This is a genomic window from Methylobacterium sp. E-065, assembly GCF_022829605.1.
Lineage (GTDB): Bacteria > Pseudomonadota > Alphaproteobacteria > Rhizobiales > Beijerinckiaceae > Methylobacterium.
On the sequence record NZ_JAKSYD010000110.1, the window covers coordinates 1 to 17,192 of the forward strand.

The following is a 17,192-nucleotide window of genomic DNA, read 5'->3' on the forward strand; positions in this document are numbered from 1 at the left end:
CGGTCCTCAAGCCGGACGTAGCTGAACAGGTTGGCCGATCCCTCTTCACGCCCGCGCATCGCTCAAACCCCGCCGATCTCCCCGACAGAGTGAATCATCTCACCAGACAAGCCGCCAGCGACTTTTGCAGCAGCCTGCTAAGTCCTCTCCCAGCCTAAGGAATCTGCTCACAGGGAAAATCCCTAGGGGATCGTCCGGCGGAAACGTGTGCCGGTCGGCCCAATTCGTCCCGATGTCCCTAGCAGGAGTACATAATGACATTGAAGCACATCTTCCTTGCCAGCACGGTAATCTCAGCGTTGGTCGGTGGTTACGCACATGCACAGCAATCGGCTGCCAGCAACCAGCGCGTCACCCAGGATCAGGCGGACGGGCAGGGCACCCAGATCTACGTCAGCTCGGCAGGCGTACGGCAGATCCAGCAGGCGTTGACCCAGAAAGGCTATAGCACGGGCAGTGTCGACGGGCGCTGGAACTCTCAGACCTCAGCGGCGGCGCACAGCTTCCAGCAGGCGCAGAACATGGAGCCGACGGGCACGCTCACCATCCCCCTCGTCTATGGTCTCGGGCTCGACCAGGACATCATCACCGGCAACACGGGCGCGCAAGGCGGTAGCCAAGGCGGAGATCAGGGGACCAAGCAGGCCGACAATCAGCGCATCGTCGTCGAGCACGCGGATAGCCGCGGCACCCCGCTCTATGTCAGCCCGGCCGGCGTCAGGCAGATCCAGCAGGCTCTGAACCAGCAGGGCTGGAACACCGGACAGGTGGATGGCCGTTGGGGATCGGCGACCGTGCAGGCCGCGCGCAGCTATCAGAGGGTGCACGGATTGGAGCCGACGGGACGGCTGGAGGTCGGCCTCATCGCCGCGCTCGGCTTGACCGATCCGATCTTCTCGGCTGGTCACGGCACCGGCCCGCAGGCTGCCAACGTGGCGCGGCCACAACCATCGCAGGCGGCCGGGCCGGGCGGTGATCGGCAGGTCGACAATCAGCGCATCGCCGTGGAGCGCACGGACAGCCCTGGAGAGCCGATCTACATGAATTCCGACGGCGTGCGCCAGATCCAGCAAGTGCTGAACCAGCGCGGCTATGCGGCTGGCCATCTCGACGGCAACTGGAACAACGATACGACCGTCGCCGCGACCCACTTCCAGCAAGCACAAGGGATCGAGCCGACCGGCACGCTGACCACGAACTTGCTGGCCTCGATTGGCATGCCGCGCTGGCAGCGCGGCGAGTTCATGGGCGGCATGACGACGAATGCGAACGTGCCGGGCAACCCCAATCCACAGACAACGGGGACCGTCTCCTCGGGTAAGCCGGGCGCATCCGCCCAGGGCGCAGCGGACGGCAACTCTGCGAAGGCCAACGCTCCTGCCGGACAGGCTGGCGGCGACGCACAGAGCGCCTCAGGCACGCGATAGCCTAAGCTTCCGAGCCGAGCCGAGACAGCGGGTTTGCGTTCCGCCGTAGCCATAGCCTGCCCGGTCTTTATGCCGGGCAGGCGCTTGCTCGGGTCCGTGAGGCGGTACCGCCTGCGCGACCTAGTCGCTGTCCAGACCAGCGGGGCGCACCCCGGCTGCCGTCGCGATGAGGACAGCCTCGGGCAGGGTGTGGACACCCAGTGACTCCATCACCCGAGCCCGGTGAATTTCCACCGTGCGCGGGCTCAGCCCCATCGTGCGGGCGATGGTCTTGTTGGTACCTCCTGCGAGCAAGCCCTCCAGCACCTCACGCTCGCGTGCGGAAAGCGCCGAGATCCGGGCATGGGCTTCGTCGCGGCCCCGCGACCGCTGCGCCTCGGCGTGGATCGCGGCGAGCGCCGTCTTGACTGCGAACAGCAGCGCCGCTGGTTCCAAAGGGGCGTCGAGGAAATCGACCGCTCCTGCCTTCATCACGCGGACCCCGAAGCCCACATCGCCACCGCTCGCGCCGATCGCCACCACGGGCAGGTGCGCGCGTGCCGCCCTCAACTCGTTTGCGACAACTAGGTCGCCAGCTTCCTCCAGGTTGAACACGATGCAGCCCGGTATTAGCGAACCCATCAACTTCAGAAGGGCCTGACCGCTCTGAAAGGTGCGCACCTCGTAGCCTGCGGCCTGCAGAGTGCTGACTAAGCCACGTCGTGCGATATCCCCGGCCGCGACCACGTAGGCGCGCAGGCCAGTGTCGACGGTGACGTCCTGTGCGATCCCGCCCGCGGACCGGATGTCCCCGTCAATGCCCGGGATCGGGAAGAAGGTGTCTCGGATACGGCGCACCGCCTCATCCGAGGCACGCAGAATGCGGTATTCCAATACGAATGTCTCGCCACCGCTCACGCGCGCCAGCGCCTGCTTAGCGGTGTCGCGGTCCTCCGGGTGGACGCTGGCGAGCCAACCTGCGAGGTCTAACCTGTCCTCAGCGGGCATGCCCCAGACGCGTGCGAAGGCCGGGCTGAGGTAGTCGAGCTGCCCACTCTCTAAATCGGCGACCCAGAGCACGTTGGCCGAATGCTCGGCGAAGCGCCGGAAGCGGTCCTCGCTCTCGCGCAGGTCGCCCACCTTGTGCAGGCGGTCGATCACCGGTCCCAGGATGATGGCGTAGGTGCGCAGGAACTCGGTATCCTCGTTGCCAAAGTCGCGCGGTTCGGCCGCGTCCACCTGGAGCAAGCCGTAGGGCTTCTTGCCCGGCAGGAAGATCGGCGCGTTGACGAACGCGATGACCCGGGCCTCCGTCATGAACTCGGGGACTTCGAAGCGCTCCTCCCTGCGAATGTCCTGCGTGATGACCGGCTTGCCTTCCTTGATCGCGAAGGTCTCGGAGGAGTGCTCTCTCATGGGTATGTGTAGCCGACCAACGACGCCCGGATCCCAGCCAACGCCGGCCCGCACGAGCAGACTTTGATTGTCCCCTTGGATCTCTAGGACTTTGGCGTGAGTAGTGCCGAGAGCCTGGGCGACGAGACGGCAGGCTTCGGTCAGCACCTCGTCGAGGTTTTCGCTGCGCAGGGCGAACTCGCCGAAATCGGCCAGCACCCGCTGGCGCTTCATCATCTGCTCTTGGTTGAGCATCGGAGTTCCCCGGCGCTGAGCGATCAGGCACTCGTCAGCGAAGAACTGTTACTCGGACCCTGCGAAGGACCTCTATAACCTGTGTGAACACCGCGAGCCGATCCTGGGTCCAGCTCAGCTCCCGTACCGCCTGGAAGCGGACATTCCGGCCTTCTGCAATGGGTCGTGAGCGGGCACAGAGGCCATGTCCGCTTCCATCGACCACTGCCCGAAAGCAGACGCAGTCTCATTGCTTCGTCTTGGTGCTGTCGTGCTCGTGGTTGGCCACTTCCATCGCCGCACCGTTGTCGAGGGCCCACGCGCACAGCGCCTCGAACGGCTGACGCAGCGAATGACCCATCGGCGTGATCGCGTACTCGACGCCGATAGGGGCGGTCGGGAGCACCGTCCGGGTCACCAGACCGTTGCGCTCCAGCCGCTTCAACGCGTCCGCCAGCGCCTTGTGCGTGATGCCGTCGAGCCGACGCTTGATCGCCTTGAACCGTGCCGGCTGCGGGCAGAGCACCGTGAGGATCAGGATCGTCCACTTGTCGGCGATCTTGTCCAGCACCGGGCGGACCCGCGCCATGTTGGCCAGCGCGCACTTGGAGGCGGCATCGAGATCGGTATTGTCGACCATATCTAGGCTAACCTAAGTGCGTTCTTGATAGCAGGTATATGATCGGTATCTGAGATGTCATCGCAGCTGAAGGGATACGGCGATGGCTCAGATGGTGGACAAGGTCGCTCTCGTGGTCGGCGGGGCGAAGGGCATCGGCCTCGCGGTCGCCGAACGGCTGGCGGTCGAGGGCGCGTCGGTCGTCCTCACGGGACGGCGCGCCGACGAGGTCGAGGCAGCCGCCGCGAGGATCGGGCGCGGTGCGCGGGGTCTCGTCGCGGACTCGGCCCTCCAGGAGGATCTGCACCGTGTCGTGGAGACGGTGCGGGAGACGCATGGCCGGATCGACGCGCTGGTGCTCAACGCCGGCATCTCGGAACCGGCGACGCTGCGCGACGGGACGCCTGAGCATTTCGACCGGCACTTCGCGGTCAACGTCCGCGGGGCCGTCTTCGGGTTGCAGGCTGCCCTGGGCGCGATGGGACGGGGTGGGTCCGTCGTGCTGATGGGGTCGATCGCCGACGTCATGGGAGTGACGCCCTACGGCACCTACGCCGCGACGAAGGCGGCGCTTCGCTCCTACGCGCGCACTTGGACTGCCGAACTGGCCCCGCAGGGCATCCGCGTGAACGTGGTGGCTCCCGGCCCGACCGATACCGCCATGATGGCGAGCGTGCCGGAAGAGGGACGGGCCGCGCTGATCGCGCCGATCCCCCTCGGTCGCATGGCGCGCCCGGAGGAGGTGGCCGCAGCCACGCTGTTCCTGCTGAGCGACGAGGCGAGCTTCGTCGCGGGTGCCGAACTCTGCGTCGACGGCGGGATGCGCCAGATCTAGCCGCTCGACGTCGGTTTCCGCCTGCCCGCTTCCGCCGGTTTGCATGTCCGAACCGGGCAGGCGCACCGATCCGTCGGCCGATCCCCTCCCTCCATCCGGAGAAGGCGGCCGGTCGACATCATGTGGTGACGATCAGGCCGTGCCGTTTCCGCCGGTCGCCCCGTAGACCTCGCCCGTCACGTAGCTCGCCTCCTGGCTTGCCAGGAACACGTAGACCGGCGCGAGTTCCACCGGCTGGCCGGGACGGCCGAGCGGCACCTCGGAGCCGAACTTCTCCACCGCCTCCTGCGGCTGGCCGCCCGACGGCTGCAGCGCCGTCCAGAACGGGCCCGGCGCCACCGCGTTCACGCGGATGCCCTTGGCGATCTGCTGCTTCGCCAGCGCCTTCGAGAAGGCGACGATGCCGGCCTTGGTGGTGGCGTAGTCGACCAGGATCTGCGGCGGGTTGTAGGCCACGACCGAAGCCGTATTGATGATGGAGGCCCCGGCGGGCATGTGCGGCAGCGCGGCCTTCGTGATCCAGAACATCGCGTAGAGGTTGGTCTTCAGCGTCCGGTCGAACTGCTCGTCCGTGATGTCGCCGATGTCCTTCTGGTTCGTCTGCTTGCCGGCGTTGTTGACCAGGATGTCGAGACCGCCCAGGTCGGCGACGGCCTTCTTCACGAGCATGTCGCAGAACGCCTTGTCGGTGATGTCGCCCGGCAGCAGCACGGCCTTGCGGCCCTCCGCCTCGATCAGCTTGGCGACCTCCTGTGCATCGGGCATCTCGTCCTCGACGAAGCTGAGCGCCACGTCGGCACCCTCGCGGGCGAACGCGATGGCCGCGGCCCGTCCGATGCCGGAGTCCGCACCCGTCACGAGAGCCTTGCGCCCTTCGAGGCGGCCGTGCCCCCTGTAGCTGGTCTCGCCATGATCGGGCTTCGGGTCCATCGCCTGGGCGAGCCCCGGCGCCTTTTGCGGCTGCCGCTTGAACGGCGGCTGCGGGTACTGCGTGCGCGGATCCTGCATCGCGAGGCGCTTGTCGGCGGGGTTCGACATCGGTTGTCCTGAGATGGCAGCACGAGACCTTCGCGGTCATCGCGCCGGTCGTGGTTGAGTGGGTCCAAATCCGACCCGACCGGAGGATGTTCCTTTCCACCCCGGTCAACCATCGGCATGTCGCCCATCCGACCGAGACATGGCTTCCGACCTCGGATGTACGGAAGGAATGGCGACCTACCGATCGCCGTACCGCCGGCCGTTCGGTCTCTCGACGAGCAGAGGCCCGCCGGATCCTACTCCGGTCAGACGACGACCTCGGACAGGCCGAGCCAAGTCGCCATCGAGTGCAGCTCCGCGAGCAACCGCTCCATCGTGTCCGCCGGCGCCGCCGATTCGAGATGCGCCTGCAGCACGATCAGCACGCCGGTCTTGCGGTCCGCCTTCAGGTCGACCCGGGCGACGAGCGCGCCGTCCATGAGGAACGGCAGCACATAGTAGCCGTGTTCGCGCTTGTGCGCCGGCGTGTAGATCTCCAGCCGGTACCGGAACCCGAACAACCTCTCGGCCCGGGGGCGATGCCAGACGAGCGGATCGAACGGCGAGAGAAGGGCGGTACCCCCGGGGCCGCGCCCGACCCGCGCATCCTTGTGGAGATAGGCCTGTTGCCGCCATCCGCGGACGGTCACCGGAACGAGGACGCCCTCCTCGACGAGCTGCTCGATGGGTAGGCGGGCATCGGCCGGCGAGAGGCGGAAGTAGTCGCGCAGGTCGTTCGCAGTCGCAACGCCGAGCGCCTTCGCCGATCGCGCAACGAGCTCGCGCCGGGCGTTCACCGGGTCCGGGATCGGCCGGGCGAGGACGGACCGGGGCAGCACGCGCTCCGGCAGATCGTAGACGCGTTCGAAGCTGCCCCGGCGATGAGTCGACGCGACCAGGCCCGCCCAAAAGAGCCATTCAAGCGCGTGCTTGGCGTCGCTCCAGTTCCACATGCCCTTGAAGGCCTTCGGACCTGAGACGTCGGACGCCGCCAGCGGTCCCTCCCGTTCGATGCGGGAAAGCAGGGCCTCCGCCTCCGGCCGTCGCTCGCGCGCGAACGGTTCGAGACGGCTCCAGACGTCCCGTCCCTCGCGGGCGCGATCCATGCGCCAACGCAGGAGGGGGTGGACCTCGATCGGCAGGAGGGACGCCTCGTGGCCCCAGTACTCGAAGAAGCAGTTCGAGCTGGCGATCGCCAAAGCGTCGAGCGTGCCGCGATCGTACGGCCCCAGGCGCGAAAACAGCGGCATGTAGTGGGCACGGACCAGGACGTTCACGCTGTCGATCTGGAGCAGTCCCAGGCGTCCGATCTCGCGGCGCATCCGCGGGACGGCCACCGCGGGCGGTCGCGACCGCATGGCGAGGCCCTGCGAGGTCAGCGCGATGCGGCGAGCCTCCGATACGGATAGCTCGTCGGTCAGCGCCGCTCTCCCATGCGCGAATGATCGGGCATCGCCGCCTTTGGTCTTTCCCGCTACGCCCGGCTCGATCGCAGGCGGGCGACCTCGTTCGGACCGATATCGAGGTAGAAGCGGATCGCCTCGTCGACCAGAGCATCGGGCGTAACGCCTGCGGCCTTGGCGGCCCGGGTGATCCGTAGGCCGAGCGCAAGATCGACGCGGAGCTCGGCACCTTGGCTCGGCAGAGCCGGCGCGGCGGTGGGGGACGTCACGGGCGCGGCGCTCGTCCGCGATTCCGCCTTGCCGAGCTTCGCCTCGCTGCGCCCCCGGTGGACGAGGGCGTCGGCGCGCTCGTTCAAACGGTCGCCGGCATGGCCCCGGACCCAGGTCCACTTCACGTCGCGCGCGGCGTTCAGTTCGTCGAGACGCTTCATGAGGTCGACGTTCTTCACCTCGCCCGTCGTCGTGCGCCAACCCTTCGCCTTCCACCCCCGCATCCATTCGGTGATGGATTTAACGACGTACTGGCTGTCACACCGCATCTCGATGGCGGCTCCGGCCGGGAAGTGTTCGAGCCCCTTGATCGCGGCCATCAATTCCATGCGGTTGTTGGTCGTGGTGCCGGGATCCCCACCGCACAGCTCGACCGTGCCGTCGGGAGCCGCGACGACGACCCCCCAGCCGCCCGGCCCGGGGTTGGGGTCGCAGCCTCCATCAGCATAGACGATCGTTCGCATCCTGGTGTCGGTCCTTGGGTCTGGGTGTTCGGACGGGACGGCGCACGGATGCCCGAGCCGATGTCCGCCGGACCCTCTTGCCGGACCTCGACCGTCTCCGCCAGAGCTCGGCAGAATGACCTCTACGGAACAATCCGACCGAGAAAGCGGCCGGTCTCCTACCGACCCAGTGCAGTCATCTAAGCGCGGCCGCGCAATTCTATAAAGCGGACGTACATCCCACCGCGATCATCGCAGTGATGCGCCCATTTTAACCATTTGGCACGTCATCAGTCATTTCCAGAAGCGGACATGGCCGCAGACGCGAAGCTAGACAACGAGCATTTGCCCGGGATGGCCAAGGTCAGCAACGACAACCTGGTAATGGTGAAGGCCGCCCTGCACGGCGCCCGGAAGACTTGGCGGGACAGTTTCCGCTAGTCGAAGGCCAGTATGTTCACGACGGAGTTCCTGCCGCTCCACACCTCCCAGCGGGTGATGCCCGGGCTCGGCCAGATCAATCGCGAGCAGGGGCCGCGCTGATGGCGGCGCTCGACGCCTGCAACAGGTGCTTCGGGCGCGGGGCGGTCGTCCCGGCGGCCGCGGGGTTCGCGCCGGCGCGTAAATGGTCCACGAAGTTCGAGATGCGCTCGCCACGATACACGACGCGCCTGGACGAGATCCCGGTGGTGGCGGCGTAGGAAGGCCGTCGAACCGAGGGATGTGGCCGCGATGCCTCGGCCCGCCGCCGGTCAAGCAGGGCACGTGCAAGAAGGCGTCCAGGCCGGAACCTCAGCGGCGCCTCGGTGCTTGGGTCAAGGGTAGCTGCGCCGCGACGTCGCGACACCTTCGAGAACCACGCGAGCGACTAGCCGGGATGGCCAGCCTTCGCGCTTCGCCACGGAGCAGACGATGAGCGCGGTCGCGGCGACCCCGGTACTGGCAACCCTTGCGACCGCCCGGGCCGGAAAGCGGCAGCGACTGCTGGCCGTCGCCGTCAGCCTCGTTTTCGGGGCCGTGACGCTCGCGCTCCTGCCGATGGCCTCGCAGCCGATGCCGGCAATGCCCGCTTTCCTGCCGGTCCACCAGTCGGCGCTCGTCGCGGTCTACGGGCTGACGACCTACCTGTTCCTCGCCCAGTACCGCCGCATCCGCTCGGCGGCGCTGCTCGTGCTCGGGACTGGCAGCCTCTACGTGACGCTCGTCGTCCTCCTGCAGATGTTGTCCTTCCCGAACGTCCTGGCGCCGGGTCGCCTGGTCGGCGACGGCCCGGACACGACGACCTGGCTCTGGTCCTTCTGGCACCTAGGCCCACCGCTCTTCGCGCTGGCCTACGCCGTCCTGGAGGGGAAGGAGCGGCCGCAAAGGTCTCCGAGCGTCGCGCGCGCCGGTCGGATCGGCCTGCTCGCGGTGGCCGGGACCGTCGCGGCGGCCGCGCTCACCGGCGTCGCGGCGACCTGCTATGTCCACCTCCTACCCAAGAGCGTCGAAGGCGACGATTACCGGCTGCTCACAACCTCGGGCGTCGGGCCCGGGATCGTGGCCCTGACCCTGCTCGCCCTGGCGGCCCTGTGCTGGAGGACCCGCCTGCGCACCGTGCTCCAGCTCTGGCTCGCGGTCTCCCTGCTGCTCCTGGCGTTCGACAACGCCGTGACCATGCTGGGGGCGGCCCGCGGCACGGTCGGATGGTTCGCCGGGCGGCTTGAGGCGCTCGTGGCCGGATTTCTCCTCCTCGGCGTCTACCTGCGCGAGGTCGACTTTCTGTACGCCCAGGCCGAGGCCGCCGCAGAGGACCGCGAGGCGAGACGGGCGGAACTGCAGCGCGCGCGGGAAAGCCTCGCCCTGGCGCTGGACGCGGCCGAGATGGGCGACTGGGAGCTCGACCTCCGTGGCGACACCTCGCGTCGCTCGCCCCGGCACGACGCGATCTTCGGCCACGGCGAGCCGGTGGCGTCCTGGGACGTCGAGACTTTCCTCGGCCACGTGGACCCTGAGGACCGCGACGCGGTCCGGACGGCGTTCGACGCCGCAATCGGCACGGGGCTCCTGGACTTCGACTGCCGCATCCGGCGGGCCGGGGACGGGGCGGTCCGCTCGGTCACGGTCCGGGGCAAGGTTTACCGAGACGAGGATGGCCGACCACGCTCGATGGCGGGCGTCGTCATGGACACTACGCGCCAGCGCGAGGCCGAGGAGCGCCTCAACCAGGCCCACAAGATGGAGGCGATCGGCCAGCTGACCGGGGGCGTGGCGCATGACTTCAACAACCTGCTGACCATCATCGTCGGCAACCTCGACATGATCGTGCGCAAGCCCGACAACCCGCAGCGCGTCGAGCGGCTGGCCACGTCGGCGATGACGGCGGCGCGACGCGGGGCCGAGGTGACCGAGAAGCTGCTGTCGTTCTCGCGGCGCCAAGTGCTGCGCCCCGAGACCGTCAACCCGAACCGGCTGCTCAAGGACTTCCACGCCCTCCTGAAACGCGCCGTCGGCGAGACCGTCGAGGTCCGGTTCGACCTCGACGCCAGCCTCGACCCCGTGCGGCTCGACCCGGGCCAGTTCGAGAGCGCGGTACTGAACCTCGCTGTCAACGCCCGCGACGCGATGCCGGGCGGCGGCGTCCTGACGGTGAAGAGCTGCAACGGGCACCTCGACGCCGTGGAGATCCCCGACCGGCCGGACCTGCGCCCGGGTGCCTACGTGCTCGTCTCGGTCACCGACACGGGCCAGGGCATGGATGCGGCCACGCGCACCCGCGCCTTCGAGCCGTTCTTTACGACCAAGGATGTCGGCAAGGGCACGGGCCTCGGCCTGAGCCAGGTCTACGGCTTCGTGCGGCAGGCGGGCGGCCACGCGCAGATCAAGAGCGAACCCGGCGGGGGTACCACCGTGGAGCTGTACCTGCCGCGCTCCGCCGGGAAGGCGGTCGAACAGATCCGGCACGACAACGCCCTGCCGCTGAGGCGGGCGGCATCCGGCGAGGTGGTGCTGGTGGTCGAGGACGAGCCGGCCGTCCTAGAGATGGCGGTCGAGAGCCTCGGCGAGCTCGGCTACCGGACGCTGACCGCGACCCAGGGGGCCGAGGCCCTCGAACGACTGGGCGGGACGGAGCGCATCGACATCCTGTTCTCGGACGTAGTAATGCCGGGCGGCATGAACGGGGTCCAGCTGTCGGTGCAGGCCCGGCGGCTGCGCCCCGGACTGCGCGTGCTGCTGACGTCCGGCTACACCGGCACCGCGCTCGACGAGCAAGCGGTCCCCGCCGACCTCCCGTTGCTGAGCAAGCCCTACCGGCGGGAAGAACTCGCGAGCAAGCTCAGAGTCGTCATGGGCTGAGCGATGGCGCGGAGACCGATGCCTCGACCATGCGAGGCGCCGGTCAGCCCCGGACAGGCCGTCCGCCGAGCCCTCCCTGATGGAGCAGAGCGGCCGCCGAACCGCGCAACCCCATGGCGCGGATGCGCTGGCCACGGGCGAGCGCCCACAGGATCGGGACGTGCATGTCCATGGGCCTACCTCCGCCAGGTCCGCGAGGGCGCCGGCGTGGATCTCGCGGCCGACAACCTCGTCTGGCAGGCGATGCATCAAGCTGTGTGACCCGTCGCGCATCCTGTTCCGCGTCGCTTCCCATGCCGTGAGCCGGGTCCGTCGTCCTGCGGATGCCGACCCGAACGGCGTCGGTCGATCCGGTCCCACGGCCACCTACCCCTGACTGCATGCGGCTGGTTTCCAGTGTCTCGGCGGTTGCCGACGGGGGCCTATCGGACCGTGCAATAGCTCCGTCGGGCAAGTCATGGCCTTGGTCGCCACCGTCCTGCCGCCTGCGCCCGACGTATCGTTCCGACGCGTTTCCCCCAAGCCCCGGGGTTAGGGATAGCATTCGTCACGGATGAGGAGGTTTACCCCCTGGGTGGGGTCCGAAGCTGTCTCTGGGCGTGATCCACCAGCAGGTCACGTCCAGGAACATGTCGCGGGGGCTACCGTAGGCGCGGGCCGGATAACGACTTCACGGCTTGGCGGTCGTCACCGACTGGCTAGCCCCGGGGCGAGCCGCCCGCCGCGTCGCGTTCCGCCAGGGCCCGACGGAGTTCGAGCTGGGCCATGACCTGCGCGGCCAAAGCCTGCAGCCCTTCCGATTGCTCCGGGGATAGCCCCTCCGGTCGCGGGACCTCGTCTATGACGCAGAGGCTGCCGAGCGCCTCGCCCTCCGGCGTCAGAAGCGGGGCTCCCGCGTAGAACCGGATGTGGGGTTCGCCGGTCACCAGGGGGTTGCGACGGGTTCGCTCGTCCCTTGTCAGATCCGGGATGACCAGCGGCGTGCGCTGCCTGATGGCATGGGAGCAGACCGACGAACGGAGGTCGGTCTGGCAGTGGTTGAAGCCCGAGCGTGCCTTGAACCACTGCCGGTTGGAATCGACGAAACTGATCAACGCCACGGGCGCGGCACACAGCGTCCTGGCCAGCATCACCACCCCGTCGAAGACCGCCTCCGGGCCGCTGTCGAGGATGCGATACCGTGCCAGCAGCGCCGTCCGGTCCCCGTCGGCGTCGGGCGGGGGAACGGGCGTCGGAAGCGTCGCCGCCTCCGCCTTCGGTCCGGCCGCGACGGCGGGTTCGCGGATCACGCGACGGAGGACGCGACCGATCTGCTCGGCCGAGTAGGGCTTGTGCATGACCTCGAAGCCGTGGGCGTCGTCCTGGGACAGCACGTGGCTGTATCCGGACGCGAGCACGACCGGCATGCCGGGCAGGCGGGTCCGCAGGCAACGGGCGAGTTCGAGCCCGCCCATCCCCGGCATCACCACGTCGGAGAACACCGCCTGGAAGCCGGCCCCGTCCGTGCCGAGACGGTCGAGAGCCTCCTCGGCGTTCGCCGCCCAGGTCGTCGCGTAGCCGAGGTCCTCCAGGATCTGGGTACAGAAGCGCCCGACCTCGATGTTGTCCTCGACCACCAAGACGCGCTGGCCGTCGGCGATGGGAACCTGTCTTTCGACCGATTCCGGGACTTGCTCGCCGGTCACCTTTGGCTCCACCTCGGGAAGGTAGAGGGTGAAGGTGGTCCCGCGCCCGACCTCGCTGGACACGGCCACGTCGCCGCCGGATTGCTTGGTGAAGCCGAACACCTGCGACAGGCCGAGCCCGGTGCCCTTGCCGACGTCCTTCGTGGTGTAGAACGGCTCGAAGATCCGCTCGACCAGCTCGGGGGCGATGCCGACGCCCTCGTCGGTGACCGACAGGGCAACGAACGTCGCCTCGGATCCCGCGTGGCCGCGCAGCGGCGGCAACGGGCATCCGCATCGGACCTCCAGCCTCAGTGTTCCCTCGCCGTCCATCGCGTCGCGGGCGTTGACGGCCATGTTTACCAGGGCGGTCTCGAACTGGCTTCGGTCCGCCCGGACGGAGCATGACCCATCCGGGATGACCGTCTCGATGCGGATGCGAGCGCCGGTGACGGTATCGAGCATGTCCGCCACGGCGCGCAGACGCTCGCCGACGTCGAACACCTCCGGGTTCAGGGTCTGGCGCCGGGCGAAGGCCAGCAACTGGCTGGTGAGCCTGGCGGCCCGGTCGACCGTGTCCGAGACCGCGTCGAGGTAGCGGGTCTTGCGGGCCTCCGGGAGGTCGGGCCGGCGCAGGAAGTCGACCGAGGAGCGGACGATGGTCAGCAGGTTGTTGAAGTCGTGCGCGACGCCCCCGGTCAACTGCCCGACCGCCTCCATCTTCTGGGCCTGGCGCAGGGCGTCCTCCGTGACCCGCTGGTCGGCCAGGGCGGTGGCGATGCGGGCTTCCAGGGTTTCGTTCAGGTCGCGCAGGGCGTTCCCGGCCTGGGCACGCTCGACGGCGTTCCACGTCCGGGTGGCGACGTCCCGGACCAGGCCGATCTCGGCCTCGGTCCATTCCCGCACGACGCCTTGCCCGACGACGATCCCGCCTTCGAGCACGCCATCACGCATCATCGGAACGGCGAGGAGAGCTCGGACACCCCCTTCCGCCGCGTTGCCGGCCGGGTCCGAGCCATCCGACGTATCGGCGACGGCGGCGACGCGCCCGGCCCGAAGGGTTGTGGCGCATGCCTCCGGCAGGGCGAGCAGGACCGGCTGGCCGTCGGTCCAGCAAGCCGTAAGCGACGGAGCATGTTCGCTGTCGACCGTGACGAAGCCCGCCACGCCTGCGCCGAGATGCCGTCCGACCGCCTCGGTCGCGAGTTCCCGGATCCGTGCCGGATCATCCGTCTCGCGTTGGGCCTGGATGAGCCCGAGCAGCAGGTCCTGCTGGGTCTCCCGGGCGGCGAGGGCCGTGAGCAGCCGGGCACGCTCCATCGGTGACCACGTCCGTTCGGCCTCGGACTGATCGAGGAGGAGGTGCGCGAGGTCGCCGTGCTCGGACATCAGCGCGAGCATGTCCGGCTCGATCTCAAGCTCGGGGTGCGTCTCGGTCCAGTAGTGCGCCGTCCGGACGAAGGCGAGGAAGGCGGTGAGCATCTCAAGGTTGGCCTCGCCGAAGGCATGGCCGACGACCCGGCGGGCGGGAAGCGACCGCAGCGGTTCGAGGAAGATCACGGTCAGCGCGTCGAACAGGTCGGCCTCGCGCTGGCTCCCGGGCGACGGCATGCCCTCGGTGGGCGCCTCGGCCTCCAGGCGCGCCATCGCCCGCTCGAACCCGGCCTCTCCCGGGATGGGCCGGCGTAGCATCGCCACGGCCTGGGCGATTGTCTGCGGCTCGCATTCGGCATCGCCCGCCGGGTAACCGTGCCCGACGAGGAAACCGACGTGGCGGACGATGCAGTACCGCACCTCGCAGAAGCGGGAGAGGTGGACGAACAACCGTTCCTTGAACAGCGACGGCAGCGGGCTGTCGAAGTAGGCCGAGCGCGCGAAGTCCCAGAGCCGGTCGATCAGCCCCGGCGCCGAAGCGGCGGTGCAGAAGAAGTTCGGGAGCACGCCGAGCCGCGCGGCGACATTGTCCTGCAGGGGCGTGCGGATACGCGGCGTCGCGCCTCGGTCGGACAGGGACATCACGGCCATCGGGAGCTTCCTTCCGGATAGGCCCTACGGATCCCGCTGGGCATGGGAGACGGGGCGGATCGACCGCTATCGATCACGCGGAGCCTCGGCCACGTCGGCGCGTGCGCGAACGGACCTTAGCGCCGGAGCCTCATCCCGGTCGAGCAGGCGCAGGGCCGCGCGTACGATCTCGCTGACGCTGCCGTAGCGGCCGACCGCAGGCAGTCCCGCAAGAGGGCGTCCTGCTCCTCCGTGATCGAGACGGTGATGGTCCTGCGCAGGGCCATGGACGAGGCATCGCGGATTACCGAAATCCCTTACAACGGGCGGGCCGGTCGTATATCCCTCGGATTCATGGGGCAAGCCGCATCCCTTCGTCGAACCGGGCGGCTCCGCATCCCGTGAAGTCCGACGCCCGCCGTTCGCGCTTCGTTTCGGCTAAGCAGCATGCGAGCGCAACATAGCCGAGACATGCAGATCAGATGGATTGTCCCAGCGCGACGCCCCGGGATGTCAGCGACACCCGTCGGCTGAACGCCCTTAAGGACTACGGTATCCTCGACACCGCTCCGGAGAAGGGTTTCGACGACATCGTCCTGCTCGCCCGGAGGCTATGCGACGCACCCGTGGCGCTGGTGAGCTTCGTGGCGTCAGACCGGCAATGGTTCAAGGCCAAGGCGGGGTTCACCCCGTGTGAAACGACCCTCGACCGGTCGGTCTGCGCCCACGTGCTCGCCGCGCCCGACATCCTCGTGATCCCGGACCTGACCCTCGACGCCCGGACGAGCGCGAACCCGCTTGTGACCGGCGAACCGCACCTGCGTTTCTACGCCGGCGCCCCGCTTGAGGCCGCGACCGGCGAACGCCTCGGCTCGCTCTGCGTGATCGACACCGCACCGCGTCCGGGCGGGCTGAGCGAGGACCAAGCGGCGTCCCTCAAGGCGCTCGCCGGGCAGGTGATGGCCCAGATGGAACTGCGTCGCGCCATCGGCGAGCGCGAACGAATGCTTTCTGGCCAGGAAGCCCTGATCGCGCAGCAGAACGCCCTCATCGAGACGCAGGCGGCCGTGTCTCGCGCTGCAGGCGACCGGAACGCGATCCTCGAAGCGCTCGTCATTGGGGTGATGGCGGCGGTTCCCGCGGCGGAGGGAGGCGTCATCGAGCTCAGGGAGGGCGACGAGCTCGTCTACCGTTCGGGGCATGGGACGCTCGCCACCCATGTCGGCTTGCGGCTTCCGCTGCAGGGCAGCTTGTCCGGGCATGCCCTGACCACCGGCAAGGCCGTGCTGTGCCCGGACGTGCTCCTGGACCACCGGGTCAAGCGTGATGTGATCGCCAAGCTCGGCATGCGTTCCGCCATCTACGTCCCGGTGTCGCGCGGCGGCGCCCCCATCGGCGTGCTCAAGCTTCAGTCAGGCGATCCCGACGCCTTCTCGGGACGGGACCTCCGGATCGCGAGGCAGTTCGCCGGCACGGTCGTGGCGGGCCTTGCCGAGGCAGGCGAAGCGGAGGCGCGGCGCGCGGTCCGGACGGGCGAGGCCACCTTGCGGGCGGTGCTGGAAAACCTGCCGGTCGGCATCGTCATCGCCGAGGCGCCGTCGGGCCGCATCGTCGGGCATAATGCCCGGGTGGAGGCGATCCTCGGGCATGGCGTGCTGCCGGCGCGGCCCGGCGAGGGCCCGACCCGTTGGAGCGCCTTCCACGAGGACGGACGCGAGGTCGCGCCCTCGGAGTGGCCCCTCGTGCAGGTCACCAAGGTAGGGGCGGTCGATGCCGAAATGGAGGTCGATTACCTTCGCGGTGACGGCACACGGTCCTGGATCGGCTTCTCGGCGGCGCCGATGCACGACGCCGAGGGTAACCTAACGGGCGGCGTCGTGGTCGTCTCGGACATCGACGCGCGCAAGAAATTCGAGCACCAGCTCGCCGCCGCCAAGCTGGCCGCCGAGGAGGCCAACCGGGCCAAGAGCGAGTTCCTCGCGAACATGAGCCACGAGCTGCGGACGCCGCTCTCGGCCGTGATCGGCTACTCGGAGATGTTGCAGGAGGAGATGGAGGATCTCGGACAGGGCGACTTGCTCCCGGACCTTCGCAAGATCGAATCGAACGCGCGCCACCTCCTCGGGCTGATCAACGACGTCCTCGACCTCTCGAAGATCGAGGCCGAGCGCATGGAGGTCTACGCGGAGGATTTCGCCGTCGAAGCCGTGGTCCAGGACGTGGCGGCCACCGTCGAGGCCCTTGTGGCGAAGAAGGGTAATACCCTGACCCTCGAACTTGGGGGCGATCTCGGCGACGCGCGCACCGACGTCACCAAGGTACGCCAATGCCTGATCAACCTGCTCGGTAACGCCGCCAAGTTCACCGAGGCCGGCCGGGTCACCTTGTCCGCCGGACGCGAGGACCGCGACGGCGAGGCGTGGCTTGTCTTCCGGATTGCCGACACCGGCATCGGAATGAGCGCCGAGCACCAGGCGCGTCTATTCGAACGCTTCAGCCAGGCCGACGCATCGACGACCCGCCGTTTCGGCGGCACCGGTCTGGGCCTCTCGATCACGCGGGCCTT

Annotated in this window: 13 protein-coding genes; 5 read left to right on the forward strand and 8 right to left on the reverse strand. The window is 68.6% G+C overall.

What is annotated here, in order from left to right; genetic code table 11:
• Positions 1-254: 254 nt before the first annotated feature.
• Entirely contained in the window at positions 255-1,427 is a 1,173-nt protein-coding gene (locus MKK84_RS13020) for a peptidoglycan-binding protein (protein ID WP_243920284.1), read from the forward strand.
• A gap of 120 nt (positions 1,428-1,547) precedes the next feature.
• On the opposite strand, the gene MKK84_RS13025 is transcribed toward MKK84_RS13020, so the two are convergent.
• Positions 1,548-3,056 carry a LuxR C-terminal-related transcriptional regulator gene (locus tag MKK84_RS13025; RefSeq protein WP_243920285.1) on the reverse strand — a complete coding sequence of 503 codons (1,509 nt, stop codon included), beginning with the start codon at positions 3,054-3,056 and terminating at the stop codon, positions 1,548-1,550.
• Positions 3,057-3,282: 226 nt separating this feature from the next.
• A complete protein-coding gene (locus MKK84_RS13030; RefSeq protein ID WP_243920286.1) occupies positions 3,283-3,675 on the reverse strand; it encodes a winged helix-turn-helix transcriptional regulator in 393 nt (130 codons plus the stop codon).
• Positions 3,676-3,757: 82 nt separating this feature from the next.
• Between MKK84_RS13030 and MKK84_RS13035 the strand changes: the two genes are divergently transcribed.
• On the forward strand, positions 3,758-4,489 hold the full coding sequence (locus MKK84_RS13035) for an SDR family NAD(P)-dependent oxidoreductase (protein WP_243920287.1): 732 nt from the start codon (positions 3,758-3,760) through the stop codon (positions 4,487-4,489).
• A 132-nt stretch (positions 4,490-4,621) separates the two neighbouring features.
• Here the strand turns inward: MKK84_RS13035 and MKK84_RS13040 are convergent, their stop codons facing one another.
• From MKK84_RS13040 to rnhA, 3 genes are all read right to left on the reverse strand, one after another.
• The gene (locus MKK84_RS13040) at positions 4,622-5,527 is read right to left on the reverse strand and encodes an SDR family oxidoreductase (protein ID WP_243920289.1); all 906 of its coding nucleotides are present in this window, start codon (positions 5,525-5,527) and stop codon (positions 4,622-4,624) included.
• Positions 5,528-5,772: 245 nt separating this feature from the next.
• Entirely contained in the window at positions 5,773-6,927 is a 1,155-nt protein-coding gene (locus MKK84_RS13045; RefSeq protein ID WP_409566497.1) for a winged helix-turn-helix domain-containing protein, read from the reverse strand.
• 53 nt (positions 6,928-6,980) lie between these two features.
• Positions 6,981-7,643: a ribonuclease HI gene (gene rnhA, locus MKK84_RS13050; protein ID WP_243920293.1), complete on the reverse strand. Its 663-nt coding sequence runs from the start codon at positions 7,641-7,643 to the stop codon at positions 6,981-6,983.
• 521 nt (positions 7,644-8,164) lie between these two features.
• On the opposite strand from rnhA, the gene MKK84_RS13055 reads away from it, so the two are divergent.
• Positions 8,165-8,323, forward strand: a complete 159-nt coding sequence (locus MKK84_RS13055) for a DUF4113 domain-containing protein (RefSeq protein ID WP_243920295.1) — start codon at positions 8,165-8,167, stop codon at positions 8,321-8,323.
• A gap of 211 nt (positions 8,324-8,534) precedes the next feature.
• Positions 8,535-10,958, forward strand: a complete 2,424-nt coding sequence (locus MKK84_RS13060; RefSeq protein ID WP_243920297.1) for an MASE4 domain-containing protein — start codon at positions 8,535-8,537, stop codon at positions 10,956-10,958.
• Positions 10,959-11,001: 43 nt separating this feature from the next.
• On the opposite strand, the gene MKK84_RS35455 is transcribed toward MKK84_RS13060, so the two are convergent.
• The 3 genes from MKK84_RS35455 to MKK84_RS35900 all read right to left on the reverse strand — a co-directional run bounded on the left by MKK84_RS35455 (position 11,002) and on the right by MKK84_RS35900 (position 14,989).
• Entirely contained in the window at positions 11,002-11,130 is a 129-nt protein-coding gene (locus MKK84_RS35455; protein ID WP_279599511.1) for a hypothetical protein, read from the reverse strand.
• Positions 11,131-11,656: 526 nt separating this feature from the next.
• The gene (locus MKK84_RS13065) at positions 11,657-14,647 is read right to left on the reverse strand and encodes a GAF domain-containing protein (protein WP_243920299.1); all 2,991 of its coding nucleotides are present in this window, start codon (positions 14,645-14,647) and stop codon (positions 11,657-11,659) included.
• 66 nt (positions 14,648-14,713) lie between these two features.
• Positions 14,714-14,989, reverse strand: coding sequence for a type II toxin-antitoxin system ParD family antitoxin (locus tag MKK84_RS35900; protein ID WP_409566496.1), 276 nt, complete (start codon positions 14,987-14,989; stop codon positions 14,714-14,716).
• Positions 14,990-15,108: 119 nt separating this feature from the next.
• Here MKK84_RS35900 and MKK84_RS13070 point away from each other — a divergent pair.
• On the forward strand, positions 15,109-17,192 hold a 2,084-nt coding region (locus tag MKK84_RS13070; RefSeq protein WP_243920301.1), incomplete at its 3' end, for a GAF domain-containing protein.